This window comes from Sanguibacter suaedae (assembly GCF_016342785.1).
GTDB classification, from domain to species: domain Bacteria; phylum Actinomycetota; class Actinomycetes; order Actinomycetales; family Cellulomonadaceae; genus Sanguibacter; species Sanguibacter suaedae.
Genome location: NZ_JAEINH010000018.1, coordinates 1 through 18,139, shown reverse-complemented (window position 1 = coordinate 18,139; position 18,139 = coordinate 1). Strand labels below are relative to the sequence as shown.

Genomic DNA, 18,139 nt, shown 5'->3' with positions numbered 1-18,139 from the left:
TCCTCCAGAGGTTCGTGGGGCGTGTCTCGCCTCGTTCCCTATCGTGCACGCGCCCTGGTGGGAGCGCAGAAGTTACGCCAGAGGTGAACGGTCGCGGTGGCGACGCCCGGGGAGCAGCAGGAGCGCGGCGAGGACCACGAGGGCCCCTCCGCCGACGAGCGCCGCGACGGGGTGGGGCGCGGCCGTGGTGAGCGCGCCGGCGAGGAGGGCGAGTGCCTGCCCTACGAGGTTCGTGGCCACGAAGGGGCGGGCGACCGTGCTGAGGACCGCGGTCTCGATGCGCGCGGTCGGGGCGACGTTGGTGGTGAACCATCCGGTGCGGACGAGGAGGTGGACGGCGAGGACGAGGACGGGGGTGCGCCACGTGTAGGTGTCCGGGAGGAGCAGGGAGGTCGCGGCGACGGTGGACGCGGCGACGACCGTGAAGGTCCAGCCCGGGCGGCGAAGACCGACCACGGCGAACCCGAGCAGCCCGGCGAGGACGAGGGTGACCGTGGTGGTGTCGAGCCGGGTGGTGGACGTGGTGACGAGCACGGCGGCGAGGGCCGTGACGGTGGCGGTGAGGTGCATGACCCATCCGGGCACCGTGGGTCCGGTGGTGAGCGTGGTGGTCGTGGCGGGCCGGTCCGCGTCGCGGGGGTTCATGCGTGGTGCCGTTCGCGGGTGCCGGCGTGGAGGTCCTGCGCCGTGCTGGGGTCGGTCCACCGGACGACGGCGAGGCCCGCGGCGCGCAGCGTGTGGAGACGGTCGTGACGCTGGATGGCGGTGAGGCGCCACGCGTGGTGCTCGCGCGTGCTGAGTCCCCAGGTGTCCTCGACGGGGAGGGTGTCCACGGCGATGACCTGGTGGCCGCCTGCGGCCCAGTGGAGGGCGGCCTGGGGTGCGGTGTCGTCGAGGAACGTGGAGAAGACGTAGACGAGCGCACCGGTGGGGACCTGGGGTGGGCGGGTGCGCGTGCGGGGTGCTCCGTGGGGCCGGGCGAGCGCCAGGGCGTGGTGGATGCGGTGCAGGTGGCGGGTCCCTGCTGCGAGGGGGACGGGGGTGTGGAGCCGGCCGAGATCGTCGAGGCCGACACGGTCACCGCCGGCGAGGACGGTGCGGGCGATGGTCGCGGCGGCCTCGCGGGCGATGTCGAGCGAGGTCTGACGGTCGGGCCGGGTGTCCCGGTAGGCGCCCCACGTGGAGATCTCGGGGCCGACGTCGTCGCGGGAGTCGATGACGAGCACGACGGAAGCTTCCGCGGGGGCCTGGTTGCGGCGGGCGTAGAGGGTGTCGAGCGTGGGTGAGCGCCGCGCGGTGACCCGCCAGTCGACACGACGGACCGGGTCGCCCGGGAGCAGGGGGGCGATGTCGCGCAGCTCGGTGCCGTCGCCGAGTCGCCGGGAGGTGTGCGGGCCGGTCAGTCCTCGCAGGCGCGTGGAGACGGGAGTCTGCTCGAGGGGGGTGGTGCGGGGCAGGACGAGGACGTGGTCGGGGTCCAGCCGCTGCGGTCCGTGGTGCCAGGCGCCGTCGGTGGTGCTGGTGACGAGGTCCGTCGTGAAGAGCTCGCGTGTCCCGGTGCGGACGGAGGGGACGCTCACGGGGATGTGGCGGGTCCCGTGGACGGCGAGGAGCGTGTCGGTGCGGCGGGCCCCGGGGGTTGCGGTGCGCACGTGGACGAGGGGCGCCCCGGCCGGTGCGGTGACGGTGAGGGTCGTGGCGAGCTCGTCCGTCCGGACGGCGGTGTCCGACGCCGTCGTGCCCGCGACGGTGGGCCGTGCGGGCCTGTTCCAGGTGGACCACACGACGGTGAGGAGCAGCGGGGTGGCGAGGGCCACGAGGTGCGGGCGACCGAGGAGCAGGCCGGCGGCCGCGAGCGCTGTGCCGAGGAGGGTGGTGATGGTGTGGGTGTGGTCGCGTGCCCAGCGGGTGGGTGTGGGTGTGGGTGTGGTCATGGGGTGGCGACGGTGGTGGGTCCGGGGACGTGGTCGAGGAGGTCGGTGATGAGGCGTTGGGGGTTGATTCCTGCGGCCCAGGAGCCGGGGCTGAGGGTGAGGCGGTGGGCGAGGACGGGGACGGCGATGGTCTTGATGTCGTCGGGGAGGACGTAGGGGCGTCCGTCGATGGCGGCGAGTGCGCGGGCGACGAGGAGGAGGGTCTGTGATCCGCGGGGGGAGGCGCCTACTTCGAGCTCGGCGAGGGTGCGTGTGGTGGCGGTGAGGTCGACGCAGTAGCGGATGACGTCGGGGTGGACGGTGATGGTCTCGATGCCGGCTTGCATGGCGAGGAGGGTGGTGGTGTCGATGACGGGGTTGGTGTGGGGGGTGTCGTGCTGGCGGTGGAGGCGGCGGGTGAGGATGTCTGTTTCTGCGTCGCGGTCGGGGTATCCGGCGGCGAGTCGGACCATGAAGCGGTCGAGCTGGGCTTCGGGGAGGGGGTAGGTGCCTTCGTACTCGACGGGGTTGGAGGTGGCGATGACGTGGAAGGGCTGGGGGAGGGGGTGGGTGGTGCCGTCGATGGTGACCTGGTGCTCGGCCATGGCTTCGAGGAGTGCTGATTGTGTCTTGGGTGGGGTGCGGTTGATCTCGTCGGCGAGGAAGAGGCCGGTGAAGACGGGTCCGGGATGGAGGTCGAAGGTGCGGGTGGTGGGGTTGTAGACGGTGGAGCCGGTGATGTCGGAGGGGAGGAGGTCGGGGGTGCACTGGAGTCGGGTGAAGTCGAGTCCGAGTGCGGTGGCGAGGGATCGTGCGGCGAGGGTCTTGCCGAGTCCGGGGACGTCTTCGAAGAGGACGTGGCCTTTGGCGAGGATGGCGGCGAGTGCGGTGCGGAGGGGTTGGTGCATGCCGACGACGGTGGTGGCGACCTCGGTGAGGACGTTCTGGGCGTGGGTGGCGATCTGGTCGACGGACAGGGGGGTGATGGTGGGTGTGGTCATCGGTGGGTCCTTGTGCGTCGGTGGGTGGGTGTGGGTGGTGGGGGGAGGTTCTCGAGGGTGGTGGTGTGGTGTTCGAGGGTGGTGATGGGTGGGCGTGCGTGGGGGGTGTGGAGGAGGTCGTGGAGGTCGGGTCCGAGGAGTGCGCGGGCTTGGGGTGCGTGGGTGGGGTCGTCGAGGTCGATGCCGTGGGTGTGCAGGCGGGTGGTGGTGATGGTGCGCAGGGTGCGGATGGCGCTGGCTGAGGCGGTGTCGTCCTTGCCGAAGAGGGTCCAGGAGAGGGCGGAGACGTCGTCGCGTGCGCCGGGGCGTTTGTCGTGGGTGTCGCGGGGCCAGCGGGCGGTGGTGCCGCGGGGTGTGTGGTGGGTGATGGTGGTGGTGGCGGCGAGGGTGGCCCAGACCATGAGGGCGTGGGTGGTGTCGAGGCCGGTGCTGTGGCGCAGGAACCAGGCGAGTGCGCCTTCGAGGACGATCCAGGTGAGCAGGCGGGTCATGGGGCGTCTCTGGGTGTGTCTCGGGGGCTGAGGTCGCCGGTGAGGCGGTGGAGGTGGTCGCGTGCTGCGGTGACTTGGTCGGGGGTGGTGGGGGTCTGGGTGAACCGGGCCTGGTGGTAGAGGTCGAGGAGTCCGTGGACGGCGTCGGGTGAGGCGGGTGTGGTGCGCAGGACGGCGAGGGTGAACTCGGTGGGTGTCTGGGCTGCGGTGCGGGTGGTGCCGTGGGCGCCGGCGGCGTCCTCGAGGGCGAGCCATGCGGCGATGACGGCGTCGGTGGAGGTGGTGGCTCCGGCCATGCGGGCGAGGGCGTCGGTGACGGCGTGCTCGAGGTCGGGGACGGTGGTGGCCCGGGCTGGTGTCCCGTCGGTGGGGTCGGCGCCGGAGCGGGCTGCGGTAGTGGCGGCGCGGCGTGCGCGGATCTCGCGCAGGAGCCAGGTGCTCAGGGCGCGCAGGAGGATGAGCGCGTACACGGCGACCGCGAGCGCGACGAGGCCGAGGATGGTGATGCGCAGGGGTGTGGGCATGCCCTCGCGGGGTTCGAGCTCGTCGAGGGGTGGGGGTGGTGTGGGGAGCGGGGCGGGGGCCGGGGTGTCGATGGTGGGTGTGTCGGCGGTGGGTGGGGTGTCCGGGAGGGTCCAGGGGTCGCTGAGGGCGGCGCCGACGACCATGGCGGTGAGGAGCACGGCGCAGGTGAGGGTGGCGAGCAGGGCCGCGCGCGGGACCTTGGTGGCTGCGGTGTCGGTGCTGGGGCTCGCGTCGGTGCTGGTCTCTGTGCTGGTGTGGTTGCGGGTCATGGATGGTCCCGGCGGTGTGCGGCGAGGCGGGCTGCGTGGACGCCGGCGGCGGCGGTGGCGAGGAACGCCGCGGGGTCCTCGTGCAGGCCGCGACCCATGGTGGACAGTGCGGCGGGGGTGCGCGTGAGGGCGTCGGCGAGCTCCGGTGTGGTGTCGACGGTCACGAGGGTGTGGTGCGGTGGTGCGTCCGCGAGCGCTCGTGCTTGGGTGGTGACGAGGGTGTCGAGGTCTGCGGCGGCGTGGGGCGTGTCGAAGAGGTGCGCTGCGGGGGCGAGGTGGGGGACGACGACGTCGGCGGGGGTGAGCGCGACGCGCCCGTAGGCGGTGGTGGAGTGGTGGGAGATGCCGCGGTGGCGTTCGCGGGGGTCCGCACCGGAGATGCGCAGGGAGGCGACGGGGCGCCCGCGCAGGGTGGTGGTGGCGTTGACGGCTTCGCCGGTGGCGACGCCGGAGAACCCCCATCGGGTGCCGGTGCCGAGGTTGCCGGGCCCTTGGGTGACGATGGTGAGGTCGGCGCCGGTGACGTGGTGGGCGGCCAGGAGGCCGCTGTGGAGGGTGACGGCGTCGTGGTCGCCACCGAAGGCCTGGCCGACGGTGATGCACGTGTCGAGCCACCCGGTCTCGCGCAGGGTGGCGACGGTGCGGGAGAACCAGGCGGGCAGGGCGCCGCCGTCGGTCATGACGTACGCGATGGTCAGGAGCCGGCCGTCGAGCTGGGCCTGGTGGCGGGCGCCGGCGACGATGGCGGGCAGCGCGGAGTGCAGGTCGGCGACGACGACGGGCATGGCGTGCAGGTCGTCGGCGTCGCGCAGGGTGTCGTGGTGGGGGGAGTCCTGCTCGTCGACGCCGAGGACCATGGCCTGCAGGGGCGTGTACCGGGCCTTGACGAGGTGCCCCGGGCCGGGGGTGCGGCGGGGCGGGGCGGTGGTGGTGGCGCTGACGACGAGGGCGTACCCGCCGGTGCCCAGCCCGCGGTCGAGGGCGGTGGTGTTGAGCACCACGGTGTCCCCGGGCCGCACGTCACCCACGAGCTGCGGGTAGGCGAGGGCTCGCACGTGCCCGGTGTCCGGCACGTCCACGGTCATCTCCTGGGCACCCGTCCACTGCCGCCCGAGCGACACGACGACCCCGGTGCGGCACGTCATCACGCCGGCAACGCTACTCGACGCTAGCGTTGGCCCTGATGCCACCCTCCACTCCTCCCGCCGCACGGCTGCTCAACCTCGTCATCGCCCTGATGAACACCTCGGGCCGGATGACCAAGGACGAGATCCGTTCCTCGGTCGCGGGGTACGACGACGCGACCTCCACCGACGCCTTCGAACGCATGTTCGAGCGCGACAAGGACGCCCTGCGCGACATGGGCGTGCCCATCGTCGCCGTCGACACCGGCGGCCACTCCCAGGACGCCGGGTACCGCATCGACAAGGACGCCTACGCCCTCGCCGAGCTCGACCTCACACCGGCCGAGGTCGGTGTGCTGTCCCTGGCCGCCCAGTTCTGGCAGGACACCGCCCTGCACGTCGACACCGCGCGCGCCTTGACCAAGCTCCGGTCCGTCCCGGGCGCGGGCGACGACGGCACCGACACCATCGCCGGCCTCAGCCCCCGCGTGCGCCCCCTCGCCGGCGCCTACGAACCCCTCCTGGACGCCATCACCGCCCGCCGCGTGGTGACCTTCACCTACCGGGCCGCCAGCACCGGACAGGTCCGCACCCGCACCGTCGAACCGTGGAGGGTCGCCGTCCGCGGAGGCTGGTACCTCCTGGGGCACGACCGCGACCGCGACGCCCCCCGGTCCTTCCGCCTCACCCGCGTCGAGGGCACCGTCCACCCCACCGGCCCACCGGGCGCATTCACCCCACCGGCCGACGTCGACGTCGACACCCTCATCGGGCTCGCCACCCCCGAACCCACCCTCCACGCCCTGCTCGCCGTGCGCCCCGAACGCGCCAGCGCCCTGCGAGCGCGCGCCACCACCCACCCCGACCACGCCGACAACCCCGTCGTGCCCGGTCGCGACGTGCTGCGCGTGCACTTCACGACCCTGAGCGCCGCCGTCCACGAGATCGCCGGGTACGGTGACGCGATCGTCGTCCTCGACCCGCCCGACCTGCGCGACGCCGTCGTCACGCACCTGACCACCGCCCTGCACCTCACACCCACCAGGAGCACCCGTGGCTGAACGCGCCAGCGAACGGTTCGTGCGCCTCGTCGGGCTCGTCAGCTACCTCGAGACCTCCGGACCCGTCCCCGTCGACGACCTCGCCCGACGCTTCGGCGTCACCCCCAAGCAGATCCTCACCGACGTCGACACCCTGTGGATCTCCGGGACGCCCGGGTACTGGCCCGAGGACCTCATCGACTTCGACGCCGACTCCTACGACCGCGGCATCGTGCACCTCACCGAGTCCCGCGGCATGACCCGCCCCCTGCGCCTGGGCACCCGGGAGACCATCGCGCTCGTCGCCGCGCTGCGCGCCCTGCGCGAGGTCGTCGCCGCCGGCGGCGACACCGAGCAGACCGCCGTCGTCGACTCCGCCCTGACCAAGCTCACCGCCGCCACCGGCGAGGCGACCAACGCCCTCGACGTGCGCCTGACCGTCGACGCCGCACCCCACGTCATGAGTGCCGTGCGCACCGCCCTGCAGAACCGCACACGACTGCGCATCGACTACGTCAACGCCTCCGACATCACCTCCACCCGCACCGTCGACCCCATCCGGCTCCTGCCCTCAGACGACCACACCTACCTCCACGCCTGGTGCACCGACGCCCAGGGCGAACGCACCTTCCGCACCGACCGCATCCTCACCGCCACCGCCCTCGACGACCCCGTCGCACCCACCACCAGCGACCGCCCCGCACCCCCCACCTACCGGCCCCAGGGACACACCGCACGCATCGTCCTGAGCAGCCGCGCCCGCCGGGTCGCCGAGCAGATCCCCGTCGAGACCACCGAGAACCTCCCCGACGGCGACTTCGCCATCACCGTGCGCGTAGCCAACCCCACGTGGCTGCGCCACCTCCTGCTGCGCCACGCACCCGACGTGCGCTCCGTCGACCCACCCGACCTCGCCCACGACGTCACCACCACCGCCCGACGCGCCCTCGACGCGTACCCCGACCCCCAGGGCGCCTAGGCTGACCCCATGTGGTTCTGGATCTGGGCTGTCCTCGTCACCGCCACCCTCACCGGTGCGGCGTTCCTCGCACGCGACCTGTGGCGCCGCGCCAAGAACGTCCTCGCCGCCCAGGCGGACCTCCTGGCCGCCCTCGACGACGCCCACGCACGAGCCGCCGACAACCCTCCCGCCACCACCACACCCCGACCCGTCGACGTCTTCACCGACCGCGAGCACCTCGTCACCCTCGTCGAGTCCCGCAAGGCCGGCCGACGCCGACGCGCCGCCCAGCGGCGCGCCGACCACGCCGCCCGCTACGAGCAGTGGCGACGCATCGACCTGTGACACCCCCACCGCACCGACACCACCCGTTCACCCGACCCAGGTAGTGTTCGACCCACACGCGTTCCCCACCGTCACCACTGGAGGTCCCCGATGGGTGCGATGAAGCCCATGCACTGGATCGTGCTGCTCGTCATCGTCCTGCTCCTCTTCGGAGCCAAGCGCCTGCCCGACCTCGCCAAGAGCGTCGGCCAGTCCCTGAAGATCTTCAAGAAGGAGATCAAGGAGCTCAACGACGACGACACGCCCGCCACCCCGGCAACGCCGCCGGTCGCAACACCCCCCACCGCCACACCCGCAGCACCCGTCGACACCAGCCACGCCCAACCACATCCGGGCGCGTCAGCACAAGCCGACACCACCCTGCCGCCCAAGGTCTGACACGTGGCACGAGGCAGACAGCGGCGAGCCGAAGAACGCGAACGACGGCTCGCCGCACAGGGCCGCATGTCCCTGCGCGACCACCTCCTCGAGCTGCGCAAACGACTGTTCCTCGCCGCGCTCGGCGTCGCCGTCGGCGCCATCGCCGGATGGTTCCTCTACGACCCCGTCTTCCAGCTCCTCCAGGACCCCATCCTCGACGCAGCCGCACGACGCGACCAGGACATCCGCATCAACTTCGGCGGCGTCGCCACAGCCCTGGACATGAAGCTCAAGATCGCCGTGTTCATCGGCACCCTCATCTCCAGCCCCTGGTGGCTCTACCAGCTCTGGGCGTTCATCACCCCCGGCCTCACCGGCTCCGAGAAGCGCTACACCGTCGGGTTCGTCGGCGCCACCGTCCCCCTGTTCCTGTCCGGCGCCGGCCTCGCCTGGCTCGTGCTGCCCCACGCCGTGGGCATCCTCACCGACTTCCTGCCCCAGGGCGCCACCAACTTCCAGGACGCCCAGATCTACCTCGGGTTCGTCATGCGCCTCCTGCTGGCCTTCGGCCTCGCGTTCGTCATGCCCGTGGTCATGGTCGCCATCAACTTCCTCGGCATGGTCCGCGCCACCACCTGGGCCAAGGGGTGGCGGTGGGCCATCGTCGTCGCCTTCACCTTCGCCGCGATCATGACCCCCACCCCCGACGCCCTCACCATGATCCTCGTCGCCCTGCCCATCTGCGCCCTGTACTTCGCGGCCCTCGGCGTCTGCGTCCTGCACGACCGCCGCCTCGACAAGCGCACCGCCGCACGCGACGCCGAGATCGACGCCTACGCCACCTGAACCCACCACAGGGTGCTACCGGGTGCTGGCAGGCACGCACCGCGCCTACGCTGACCGCATGGCACCCGCACGACGCTCACGCACCCGCCGCACCACCGACCCCACCCCCAGCACGCCCCCCACCGGCGAACCCGGCCCCGCCGAGCGCTATCGCCTCTACCGCGAGCGCACCGCCCAGGAGGCCACCGAGCTCGGGGCGTTCCGGCGCACCCTCGACTTCGACCTCGACGACTTCCAGCTCGAGGCGTGCGAGGCGCTCGAGAAGGGCAGCGGGGTCCTCGTGGCCGCGCCCACCGGTGCGGGCAAGACCATCGTCGGGGAGTTCGCCGTGCACCTCGCGGTGCGCACCGGGCGCAAGGCGTTCTACACCACGCCCATCAAGGCCCTGAGCAACCAGAAGTACACCGACCTGGTGCGCCGGTACGGTGCCGACCAGGTGGGGCTCCTCACGGGGGACACCACCATCAACGGTGAGGCCCCGGTGGTGGTCATGACCACCGAGGTGCTGCGCAACATGCTCTACGCCGGGTCGGGGACCCTCGACGGCCTCGGGTACGTGGTCATGGACGAGGTGCACTACCTCGCCGACCGGTTCCGGGGCGCGGTGTGGGAAGAGGTCATCATCCACCTCGCCCCCGACGTCCAGCTGGTGTCCCTGTCGGCCACGGTGTCCAACGCCGAGGAGTTCGGCGACTGGTTGGAGATGGTGCGCGGCGACACCACCGTCGTGGTGTCCGAGCACCGGCCCGTCCCTTTGTGGCAGCACGTCGCGGTCTCCGGGCGCGGCGGGGCACCCGGCGGGGTCCTCGACCTGTACGCCCACACCGTCGACCCCACGGCCCCCGGCACCCACCCACCCATCAACCCGGACCTCCTGGCCCTCATGCGTCAAGGACCCGACCACCGGGGCGGACGCGAGCGCGGCGGCCACCAGCGCCACGGTCGCGGCCGCGGTGGGCCCCGCGGCCCCCAGGGCGGGGGACCAGGGGCCGGGCAGCACACCGGCCGACGCGGACCACCACGGTTCGCGATCGTCGACGCCCTGGACGCCGACGCGCTGCTCCCGGCGATCTACTTCATCTTCTCCCGCGCCGGGTGCGAGGGCGCCGTCGCCCAGTGTTTGGGGGCCGGGCTGCGACTGACCACTCCCGAGGAGGAGTCCCGCATCCGGCACGTCGTGGAGGACCGGTGCTCCGCGATCCCCCCCGAGGACCTCCAGGTCCTGGGGTACTGGCCGTGGGTGGACGCCCTGTCCCGCGGGATCGCCGCCCACCACGCCGGGATGCTGCCCCTGTTCAAGGAGACCGTCGAGCACCTGTTCTCCGCAGGGCTCGTCAAGGTCGTCTTCGCCACCGAGACCCTCGCCCTGGGCATCAACATGCCCGCCCGCAGCGTCGTCCTGGAGAAGCTCGTCAAGTGGGACGGGTCCACCCACGTCGACCTCACCCCGGGGGAGTACACCCAGCTCACCGGGCGCGCCGGGCGCCGCGGCATCGACGTCGAGGGCCACGCCGTGGTCGTCGACCACCCCGGGCTCGACCCCGTGGCCCTCGCCGGGCTCGCCTCCAAGCGCCTCTACCCGCTGCGCTCGAGCTTCGCACCCACCTACAACATGGCCGTGAACCTCGTCGCCCAGGTGGGCCGCGAGCGCGCACGGGAGATCCTCGAGACGTCGTTCGCGCAGTTCCAGGCCGACCGGGGTGTGGTGGGGTTGGCGCGGCAGGCGCAGCAGCACTCGGAGGCGTTGGACGGGTACGCCAAGGCCATGGAGTGCGACCTGGGGGACTTCCGGGAGTACGACCGGTTGCGGCGGGCCTTGTCGGGGCGTGAGCGTGAGGTGTCCAAGCGTGCCTCGGCGGAACAGCGCTCCCGTGTGGTGGAGGCACTGAGCGCGTTGCGGCGCGGTGACGTCATCGAGATCCCGTCGGGGCGCAGGGCCGGGTACGCGGTGGTCGTCGACCGTGGTGAGGACACCGGTTTCGACGGTCCGCGCCCGGTGATCCTCGTGGGGGAGCGGCAGGTGAAGAAGCTCACCCTCGCGGACGTCCCGCAGGGGGTGAGCACCGTGGGGCAGGTGCGGATCCCCAAGGGGTTCAACGCGCGCGACCCGCGGGCGCGCAAGGACCTGTGGTCGTCGATGCGGGCCGCCCTGGGGGCGTTCTCCGAGGAGGCGGACGGTCGTGCGCCCGGGCGGGGCGGGACGCGACGCCACGGGGCCGGGGGCGACCGCGAGGTCGACAGGTTGCGTGAGGAGCTGCGAGCGCACCCCTGCCACCGGTGCCCCGACCGGGAGGACCACGCGCGGTGGGCGCAGCGGTGGAACAAGCTCCACGAGGAGCACCGCACCCTGGTGCGGCGCATCTCGGGGCGGACGGGGTCCATCGCGAAGACGTTCGACCGGATCTGCGACGTGCTGGGCACCCTGGGGTACCTGGACAGGGACGAGGCCGGGGAGCTCGTGGTCACCGAGCCCGGGTGGGCTCTGCGGCGCCTGTACGCGGAGAGCGACCTGCTGCTCTCGGAGTGCTTGCGCCGCGGGGTGTGGCGCGACCTCGACGCCGCGGGTCTGGCCGCTGCGGTGTCCACGGTCGTGTACTCGGCGCGGCGCGACGACCGTGACGGGGACCCGCACGTGCCCGGGGGGCCTGCGGGGAAGCTGGCCCGGGCCCTGGACGAGACGGTGCGCGTGTGGTCCGAGGTCGACGACCTCGAGGCAGCGCACCGCCTCGAGGCGACCGGGCCCCTGGACCTCGGTCTGGTCGAGGCCGTGCACAGGTGGGCGTCCGGGCGCAGCCTCGACGTCGTCCTCCAGGGGGCGGACCTCGCCGCCGGGGACTTCGTGCGGTGGTGCAAGCAGGTCGTCGACGTCCTCGACCAGCTGTCCAAGGCGGCCCCGGACGACCGCACCCGCAGCACGGCGAACAAGGCCATCACCGCGATCCGGCGCGGCGTCGTCGCCTACTCCAGCGTCTGAGCGCCGCCCCGGGGTGGCCTATCGTGGGCTGACGTGACCTCAATCCTGTATCGCCACGGCATCGTCCACTCGCCGAGCGACCCGTTCGCAGAGGCCCTCCTCGTGGTCGACGGCACGGTCGCCTGGATCGGGGCCGACGACACGGCCGACGGCCTGGCCGCGACCGCCGACCGCGTGGTGGACCTCGCCGGTGCGCTCGTCGCCCCCGGGTTCGTCGACGCCCACGTCGAGGTCCTGGACCCGCACCGGGGCCACGGCGACGGTGCCGCGAGCGCGCGGGGTGTCCTCACGGACGCCGCCCGCCGAGGAGTGGTGGCCGTCCACGAGCACGCGGCTCCCGGAGACGGGGCGGACCTGGCGCACCTCGTGGCGGCCGCACAGGACCCGGCGAGCGGTCTGCCGCTGGTCGTGGGGTACGCGGGCGAGCCGTGCACCACCGCGGACGCGGCCCACGCGCTCGCCACCGCCGTGCCCGGCCTCACGGGCGTGGTCGTCGCCCTGTCCTCGGGCGCCGACCGGGTGCGCGACACGGTGCTGTGCGCCACGGCTGCCGGTCTCCAGGTCGCGGTGCACCTCGACGCCGGTGGCGCCGTGTCCGGGGCCCTCGACGGTCTCGGCGCCGCAGCAGGCACCTCGCGCGAGGTGCGGTCAGCCGTCCGGCGGCGGGCGCACCGCCTCGAACGCCCCCTGGTCGTCACGCCCGACGACGTCACAGCACTCGTCGACCTCGGGATCACGTTGGCCCTGCAGCCCGCGACCGGTGCCGCGCCCGTCGCGGCCCTCGCGGCGGCCGGTGTCCCGACGGCCTTCGGGTCGGGCGGGTCCGTCACCGACCCGTGGGCGACCGTGCGGGCCGCCGTCCTGCACGAGGACTCCGCCCAGCGCGTCTCCGCACGCGCCGCGTTCCGGGCCGCGACACGCGGTGGGTGGCGCCTGGCGGGCCTCGACCACACCGGTGCCGGGGAGCTGCGCGTCGGGGCCCCCGCGCACCTGGCGGTCTGGCGTGCGGAGCACGTGGGCGTGCAGTCCGAGGCGGCCGGCCTGTCGACGTGGTCCACCGACGCGCGCTCCGGCACCCCGTTGCTGCCGGACCTGCGCGCCGACGCACCCCTGCCGGAGTGCCTGCACACGCTGCGCGCCGGAGTGGTCCTCCACGACGCCCTCACCTGACCGCCCGCTCATCGCCCCGCGCCCGACACGCCGCGCGAGGGTGCTGGGATCCCGGGAGTGTCGGCGCTTTCACCCGGTCACGACGTCCCTTTTCACCCCCTGTGGCCAGCCGCGACGCCTCTCACCAGCACACACGCCGTGTTGACAGGCAGGGGTCCTGGGCGCGTATGTTCAGGGACGTGCCCGGGACGGACCGGACGGGCACCACCGGGGGACGGGACCAGCGCGACGCGCCGGACGGACCCGCACAGTCGGTTGGTCCGCGCGTTCAGTAGAAAACGCCACCGCCCCACACGGCGGTCGGCGGTACGAAGGACGCGCGGACCGACGACCCCCGACGACCCGAGCACACACCCCACGGGCACCCAGGGGGCTCCCCGCCGGGTGACGTACCCTGCACACGTGCTCCCGCATCACACACCCCGCCTGCTCACCCTGGCTCTCGCCGTCGCCGGCGGGCTCCTGACCAACCTCGGGTTCCCCGACACGGGCGTGTGGATCGCCGCCATCGCGGGCGTCACCGTCCTGTACGTCGCCACCCGACGCGACTCACCCTGGTGGAACGCCCTCGTGGGCCTCGTCTTCGGTCTCACGTTCTTCCTCGTGCACATCCGGTGGGCGCAGTACGCTGTCGGCGACGTCCCCTGGGTGGCGTTGAGCACGCTCGAGGCGGCGTTCGTCGCACTGTTCGCCCTCGTGTGGACGTGGGTGCGCCGCATCCCCGTCCTGACCCGCAGCCGAGCCCTGCACATCCTGACCTTCGCGACCCTGTGGGTCGCCGCCGAGCTGTTCCGCTCCGCCGCACCGTTCGGCGGGTTCCCGTGGGGGCGCCTGGCGTTCTCCCAGGCCGAGTCGCCCCTGGGGCGGCTCGCGTGGCTCGGGGGAGCCCCCCTGGTCTCCTTCGCCGTCGCCGCCCTGGGGGTCCTGCTCGCCCTGACCTTCCTGGCCCTCGTGCACGTCGACGCGTTCGGCTTCACCACCACTCTCGTCAGCGGTGCCCTGGTGCTCGCCGCAGGGTTCTTCGTCCCCCTCGACACCCAGGCGCAGTCCGGCACCCTGCGTATCGGCGCCGTCCAGGGCAACGTCGCCACACCCGGACTCAACGCCTTCGACCGGCGCCGCGAGGTCCTCGACAACCACGTCGCCGGCACCCACGCCCTCCTCGACCGCGTCGAACCCGGTGAGCTCGACGTCGTCCTGTGGCCCGAGAACGGCACCGACATCGACCCCCAGGTCGACGCCGCCGCCCGCGCCGCCATCGACGGCGCCGCACGCGCCGTGGGCGCCCCCCTCCTCCTCGGCGCCCAGGAGTACCCCGAGGACGGCGGACGGTACAACGTGTCACTCATGTGGGAGCCCGGCGTCGGCGTCACCGACCGGTACGCCAAGCAGCACCCCGCACCCTTCGCCGAGTACATCCCCATCCGCGACCTCGTGCGCCCCTTCTCCGACGCCGTCGACCTCGTCACCACCGACATGCTGCCCGGCACCCAGGTGGGCACCGTCACCCTCGACTCCGAACGCCTCGGCCGCACCGTCCTGCTCGGCGACGCCATCTGCTTCGAGGTCGCCTACGACACCCTCGTGCGCGAGTCCGTCGCCGCCGGCGCGGAGATGCTCGTCATCCCCACCAACAACGCGTCCTTCGGCCCCACCGAGGAATCCACCCAGCAGCTGGCCATGTCCCGCCTGCGTGCCATCGAGACCGGGCGCGCCACCGTGCAGATCTCCACCGTGGGCGTCAGCGCCGTCATCGCACCCAACGGCGTCGTCACCCACCGCACCGGGCACTTCACCGCCGAGCAGATGATCGCCACCGTCAACCTGCGCACCACCATCACCCCGGCCGTCCACGCAGGGCAGTGGCCGGCACGCGTCCTGCTGTTCGTGGCAGTATTCCTCCTGGGAGCAGCGACGCTCCACGCCCGCAGACCCAGCACACCGAGCACGCCCACGACCAGCCGCCCACCGCGCGGCACAGCACGCACCACCCGCACGGGACGGTCCACCGCGACGAAGCGGCCGGCCACGGCCCGGAAGGGCTGATGCGAGAGCCACCCGGGGAGCCCACCGCATGGACGCACCAGCACAGCGCGTGCTCGTCATCATCCCGACGTACGACGAGCGCACCACCCTGCCGCTGACCCTCACCGGGCTGCGCACCGCCGCACCCGACGTCGACGTCCTCGTCGTCGACGACAACAGCCCCGACGGCACCGGCGACGTCGCCGACAGCTTGGCCGCCACCGACCCGCACGTCCACGTCATGCACCGCACCGCCAAGGACGGCCTCGGTGCCGCCTACCTCGCAGGCTTCGACTGGGCCCTGGACCGCGGGTACGACGTGATCTTCGAGATGGACGCCGACGGGTCCCACCGACCCGAGGACTTCCCGGCGCTCCTCGCCGCCTTCGACGCCACCCCCGCACCCGACCTCGTCCTGGGATCGCGGTGGGTCCCCGGCGGCGCGGTCGTCAACTGGCCCCGACACCGCGAGCTGCTGTCCCGAGGCGGCAACACGTACGTCCGCCTCGCCCTCGGGCTGCGCTTCGGAGACGCCACCGGCGGCTTCCGGGGGTACCGCGCCCGGGCGCTGCGCGCCGTGGACCTCGACGACGTCGCCTCCCAGGGGTACTGCTTCCAGGTCGACATGGCATGGCGCGTCGACCAGGCAGGCGGACGCGTCGTCGAGGTCCCCATCACCTTCGTGGAACGCACCGCGGGGGAGTCGAAGATGAGCCGGCAGATCGTCCAGGAAGCCCTGTGGAAGGTCACCGCGTGGGGCATCACCCGACGCTGGCACGCCCTGCGCGGTGTCCGGACCACACCCCGCACCGCACCGCTGCGCGGGTCGTCCTGACACGACGACGGCCGGCCCCCCGTGAAGGGGGACCGGCCGTCGTCGTGCGCGGGCGTCGTCGACGCCCCACGTCCGTCAGGCGCTGCGGCGCAGCTTCCCGGCGCGCAGCAGGGCGAGGCGCTCCTCGAGGAGATCCTCGAGCTCCTTGACCGTGCGACGCTCCAGGAGCATGTCCCAGTGCGTCCTGGGGGCCTTGCCGGACTTCACCTCGGGGCGGTCCGCGTCGCGCAGCAGGGCCTCCTCGCCGCACCGGCACTCCCAGACGACCGGAACCTCGGCCTCGGTCGAGAACGGCAGGATGATGGTGTGACCGTTGGGGCAGTCGTAGTGCGCCTGGAACCGCGGCGCGAAGTCGACGCCCTCATCGGACTCCATGCTCTTGGCGCCGATGCTCATTCCTCGCAGTGAGCGGTCTGCCATGTGGTCCTCCAAGTGTCAGCGGTGTCACGAGCACTCGTGGTGCCCGTACCGTCGTCGTGCGTCGGTGGTCGGTTCCTGCCCGGGCGACGCGGGTCTCTGTCTGGTGAACGCCTCGTGCCCGCACCGTGTTCCGGCACCGACGTGAAGGTATCGTGAAAGCGTCTTCTCGGCACGCCGGACATCGTGTAAGGACGCCCGGTGCGGGTGGGCCCGGAGGTCGTCGCGGACGCCTGCGGGGGAGCGCGCTGCCCGCGCGACAAACCTCTTGATACTACCGTGCCCAGGTGACGCCCGGGGGCCGTCCGGGCACTTCCGCCCGAGGTTCACCCGGCGTGCGGTCGTGGGCAGGTGGACGGATCGTCGCTCGTCGATGACTAGGATGACCTGGGCGTCCGGCGATCGAAGGGGAACGATGAGTGCGATGACCGGCGAGGACACGCTCTCGAGGGCCTTCCGTGCCCTGTCGGACCCCACCCGGCTCAGGCTCCTGGCGCTCGTCGCCGCCCACGAGGGCGGGGAGGCGTGCGTGGTCGACCTCACCGCGCCGTTGGCGCTGAGCCAACCCACGATCTCCCACCATCTGAAGATCCTCGTCGGCGCCGGGCTCCTCACCCGTGACCGGCGAGGCGTGTGGTCCTACTACGCCCTCGTCCCCGGGGCGCTGGGGACCCTGGGCCGCTACCTCACCGACGCCGACACCGCGTGGACCGGCCGGCACGATGCCCACGAGAGCAGCGACGGCTAGCCCCTCCCTCCAGACGGACTGGCGCATCACGAGCCCGGTGCCGTCAGCGCAGCGTGGTCGCGGTCGTCCTCCCGTACGCGGTGCCCGGGGCCGTACCGGCCACGGCGATGACCCGCACCTGGTACGACGTGCGTCGCTGCAGACCGGTGACCCGCACGGACGGTGCGGAGCTCACCGCGTCGGGGACGGTGGTCCACCGGCGACCGTCACGGGAGACCTGCACGCGGTAGTCGGTGACGTGCGCCCCGGACCTCGCCGGCGCCGTCCACCGCACGGACACGGTCGACGTGCTGCGCCCGGTCACCTTGAGGTTGCGCGGCGCGGACGGTGCGGCGAGCGTCGAGACGCGCACGGTCGCCGGAGCGCCGACGGTGTCCGTGTCGGCTACCGGTGTCACGCGGAACTGGTAGCCCACCGACGGTGCGAGACCGCTGACACGTGCCGAGGTCCGTGCGCTCACCCCGTCCCGGACGGTCGTCCACCGGCGTCCGTCGCGAGAGACCTCGACGCGGTAGTCGGTGACGAGAGCGCCCGAGGTCGTCGGTGCAGCCCAGGTGAGGGTCACCGTGGAGGGGGTCCGCGACGACGCGCGCGGGGAGCGCGGCGCGGACGGTCGCGAGGCCGTGGTCGCCTCGACCGTCGCCCACTCACCAGCTCCTGCCATGGAGACCGCGCGCACGCGCACGACGTACCGGGTCGCGGGGACCAGGCGGTTCACCCGGGCGCTCGTCCCGTCGATCGACACGACCGGCGACCAGACGACGCCGTCGGCAGAGCGCTCCACCTCGAAGGTCGTCGTGGTCGTGCCCGCGGGCGCCGTCCAGGACACCGACAACCCCTTCGTGGTGATCTTCGATGCCGCAAGACCCACCGGTGCGCCCGGCAGCTCCGGCTCCGGTTCGGGCTGGGGCTCCGGGGCGGGCTCGGTGTCGGGGGCGTCAGGGACGGACACCGTCCGCACCACACCGAGGAGACGGTCCGGGCTGCCGGGCCCGGCGTCGGAGACACCCGTCGACGCGGCACCGAGGAGACTGGAGGTCACGTCAGCGGGGGACAGGGCAGGGCCCGCGCCCAGGACGAGGGCGGCGAGCCCTG

18 protein-coding genes are annotated in these 18,139 nt (G+C 72.9%); 10 read left to right on the top strand and 8 right to left on the bottom strand.

Annotation, left to right across the window (positions count from 1 at the left end; genetic code table 11):
* Window positions 1-72: 72 nt before the first annotated feature.
* The 6 genes from JAV76_RS14215 to JAV76_RS14190 are packed head-to-tail and all read right to left on the bottom strand — an operon-like array spanning window position 73 to window position 5,347.
* Window positions 73-645, bottom strand: a complete 573-nt coding sequence (locus tag JAV76_RS14215) for a hypothetical protein (RefSeq protein WP_198734736.1) — start codon at window positions 643-645, stop codon at window positions 73-75.
* Window positions 642-1,934 (bottom strand): DUF58 domain-containing protein, encoded by a 1,293-nt coding sequence (locus JAV76_RS14210; protein WP_198734735.1) that lies wholly within the window; start codon window positions 1,932-1,934, stop codon window positions 642-644. The genes JAV76_RS14215 and JAV76_RS14210 overlap by 4 nt, the downstream gene beginning before the upstream one ends.
* Window positions 1,931-2,914 (bottom strand): AAA family ATPase, encoded by a 984-nt coding sequence (locus JAV76_RS14205; RefSeq protein WP_198734734.1) that lies wholly within the window; start codon window positions 2,912-2,914, stop codon window positions 1,931-1,933. The genes JAV76_RS14210 and JAV76_RS14205 overlap by 4 nt, the downstream gene beginning before the upstream one ends.
* On the bottom strand, window positions 2,911-3,405 hold the full coding sequence (locus JAV76_RS14200; protein ID WP_198734733.1) for a hypothetical protein: 495 nt from the start codon (window positions 3,403-3,405) through the stop codon (window positions 2,911-2,913). Before JAV76_RS14200 ends, JAV76_RS14205 begins: the two co-directional genes overlap by 4 nt.
* On the bottom strand, window positions 3,402-4,199 hold the full coding sequence (locus JAV76_RS14195) for a DUF4129 domain-containing protein (protein WP_198734732.1): 798 nt from the start codon (window positions 4,197-4,199) through the stop codon (window positions 3,402-3,404). The genes JAV76_RS14200 and JAV76_RS14195 overlap by 4 nt, the downstream gene beginning before the upstream one ends.
* Window positions 4,196-5,347 carry a DUF3866 family protein gene (locus JAV76_RS14190; protein ID WP_307844266.1) on the bottom strand — a complete coding sequence of 384 codons (1,152 nt, stop codon included), beginning with the start codon at window positions 5,345-5,347 and terminating at the stop codon, window positions 4,196-4,198. Before JAV76_RS14190 ends, JAV76_RS14195 begins: the two co-directional genes overlap by 4 nt.
* A 35-nt stretch (window positions 5,348-5,382) precedes the next feature.
* Here JAV76_RS14190 and JAV76_RS14185 point away from each other — a divergent pair, with 35 nt between their 5' ends.
* The 9 genes from JAV76_RS14185 (at window position 5,383) to JAV76_RS14145 (ending at window position 15,879) form a co-directional block, all read left to right on the top strand.
* Window positions 5,383-6,384, top strand: coding sequence for a helix-turn-helix transcriptional regulator (locus JAV76_RS14185; RefSeq protein WP_198734730.1), 1,002 nt, complete (start codon window positions 5,383-5,385; stop codon window positions 6,382-6,384).
* Window positions 6,377-7,342, top strand: coding sequence for a helix-turn-helix transcriptional regulator (locus JAV76_RS14180; protein WP_198734729.1), 966 nt, complete (start codon window positions 6,377-6,379; stop codon window positions 7,340-7,342). The genes JAV76_RS14185 and JAV76_RS14180 overlap by 8 nt, the downstream gene beginning before the upstream one ends.
* A gap of 9 nt (window positions 7,343-7,351) precedes the next feature.
* The gene (locus tag JAV76_RS14175; protein WP_198734728.1) at window positions 7,352-7,669 is read left to right on the top strand and encodes a hypothetical protein; all 318 of its coding nucleotides are present in this window, start codon (window positions 7,352-7,354) and stop codon (window positions 7,667-7,669) included.
* Window positions 7,670-7,777: 108 nt separating this feature from the next.
* On the top strand, window positions 7,778-8,047 hold the full coding sequence (gene tatA, locus JAV76_RS14170; protein WP_372403690.1) for a Sec-independent protein translocase subunit TatA: 270 nt from the start codon (window positions 7,778-7,780) through the stop codon (window positions 8,045-8,047).
* Between the two features lie 66 nt (window positions 8,048-8,113).
* Window positions 8,114-8,875, top strand: coding sequence for a twin-arginine translocase subunit TatC (tatC, locus tag JAV76_RS14165; RefSeq protein ID WP_198734750.1), 762 nt, complete (start codon window positions 8,114-8,116; stop codon window positions 8,873-8,875).
* 58 nt (window positions 8,876-8,933) lie between these two features.
* Window positions 8,934-11,849 carry a DEAD/DEAH box helicase gene (locus JAV76_RS14160; RefSeq protein ID WP_198734726.1) on the top strand — a complete coding sequence of 972 codons (2,916 nt, stop codon included), beginning with the start codon at window positions 8,934-8,936 and terminating at the stop codon, window positions 11,847-11,849.
* Between the two features lie 33 nt (window positions 11,850-11,882).
* On the top strand, window positions 11,883-13,019 hold the full coding sequence (locus tag JAV76_RS14155) for an amidohydrolase family protein (protein WP_198734725.1): 1,137 nt from the start codon (window positions 11,883-11,885) through the stop codon (window positions 13,017-13,019).
* A 402-nt stretch (window positions 13,020-13,421) separates the two neighbouring features.
* Window positions 13,422-15,065: an apolipoprotein N-acyltransferase gene (lnt, locus tag JAV76_RS14150; protein WP_198734724.1), complete on the top strand. Its 1,644-nt coding sequence runs from the start codon at window positions 13,422-13,424 to the stop codon at window positions 15,063-15,065.
* A gap of 28 nt (window positions 15,066-15,093) precedes the next feature.
* A complete protein-coding gene (locus JAV76_RS14145; protein ID WP_198734723.1) occupies window positions 15,094-15,879 on the top strand; it encodes a polyprenol monophosphomannose synthase in 786 nt (261 codons plus the stop codon).
* A gap of 75 nt (window positions 15,880-15,954) precedes the next feature.
* Here JAV76_RS14145 and JAV76_RS14140 read toward each other — a convergent pair whose 3' ends face one another.
* Entirely contained in the window at window positions 15,955-16,299 is a 345-nt protein-coding gene (locus JAV76_RS14140) for an RNA polymerase-binding protein RbpA (protein WP_198734722.1), read from the bottom strand.
* Window positions 16,300-16,711: 412 nt separating this feature from the next.
* On the opposite strand from JAV76_RS14140, the gene JAV76_RS14135 reads away from it, so the two are divergent.
* The gene (locus JAV76_RS14135) at window positions 16,712-17,044 is read left to right on the top strand and encodes an ArsR/SmtB family transcription factor (RefSeq protein ID WP_372403686.1); all 333 of its coding nucleotides are present in this window, start codon (window positions 16,712-16,714) and stop codon (window positions 17,042-17,044) included.
* 43 nt (window positions 17,045-17,087) lie between these two features.
* Here JAV76_RS14135 and JAV76_RS14130 read toward each other — a convergent pair.
* Window positions 17,088-18,139: fibronectin type III domain-containing protein (locus JAV76_RS14130; protein WP_198734720.1), on the bottom strand; the 1,052-nt coding region annotated here is incomplete at its 5' end.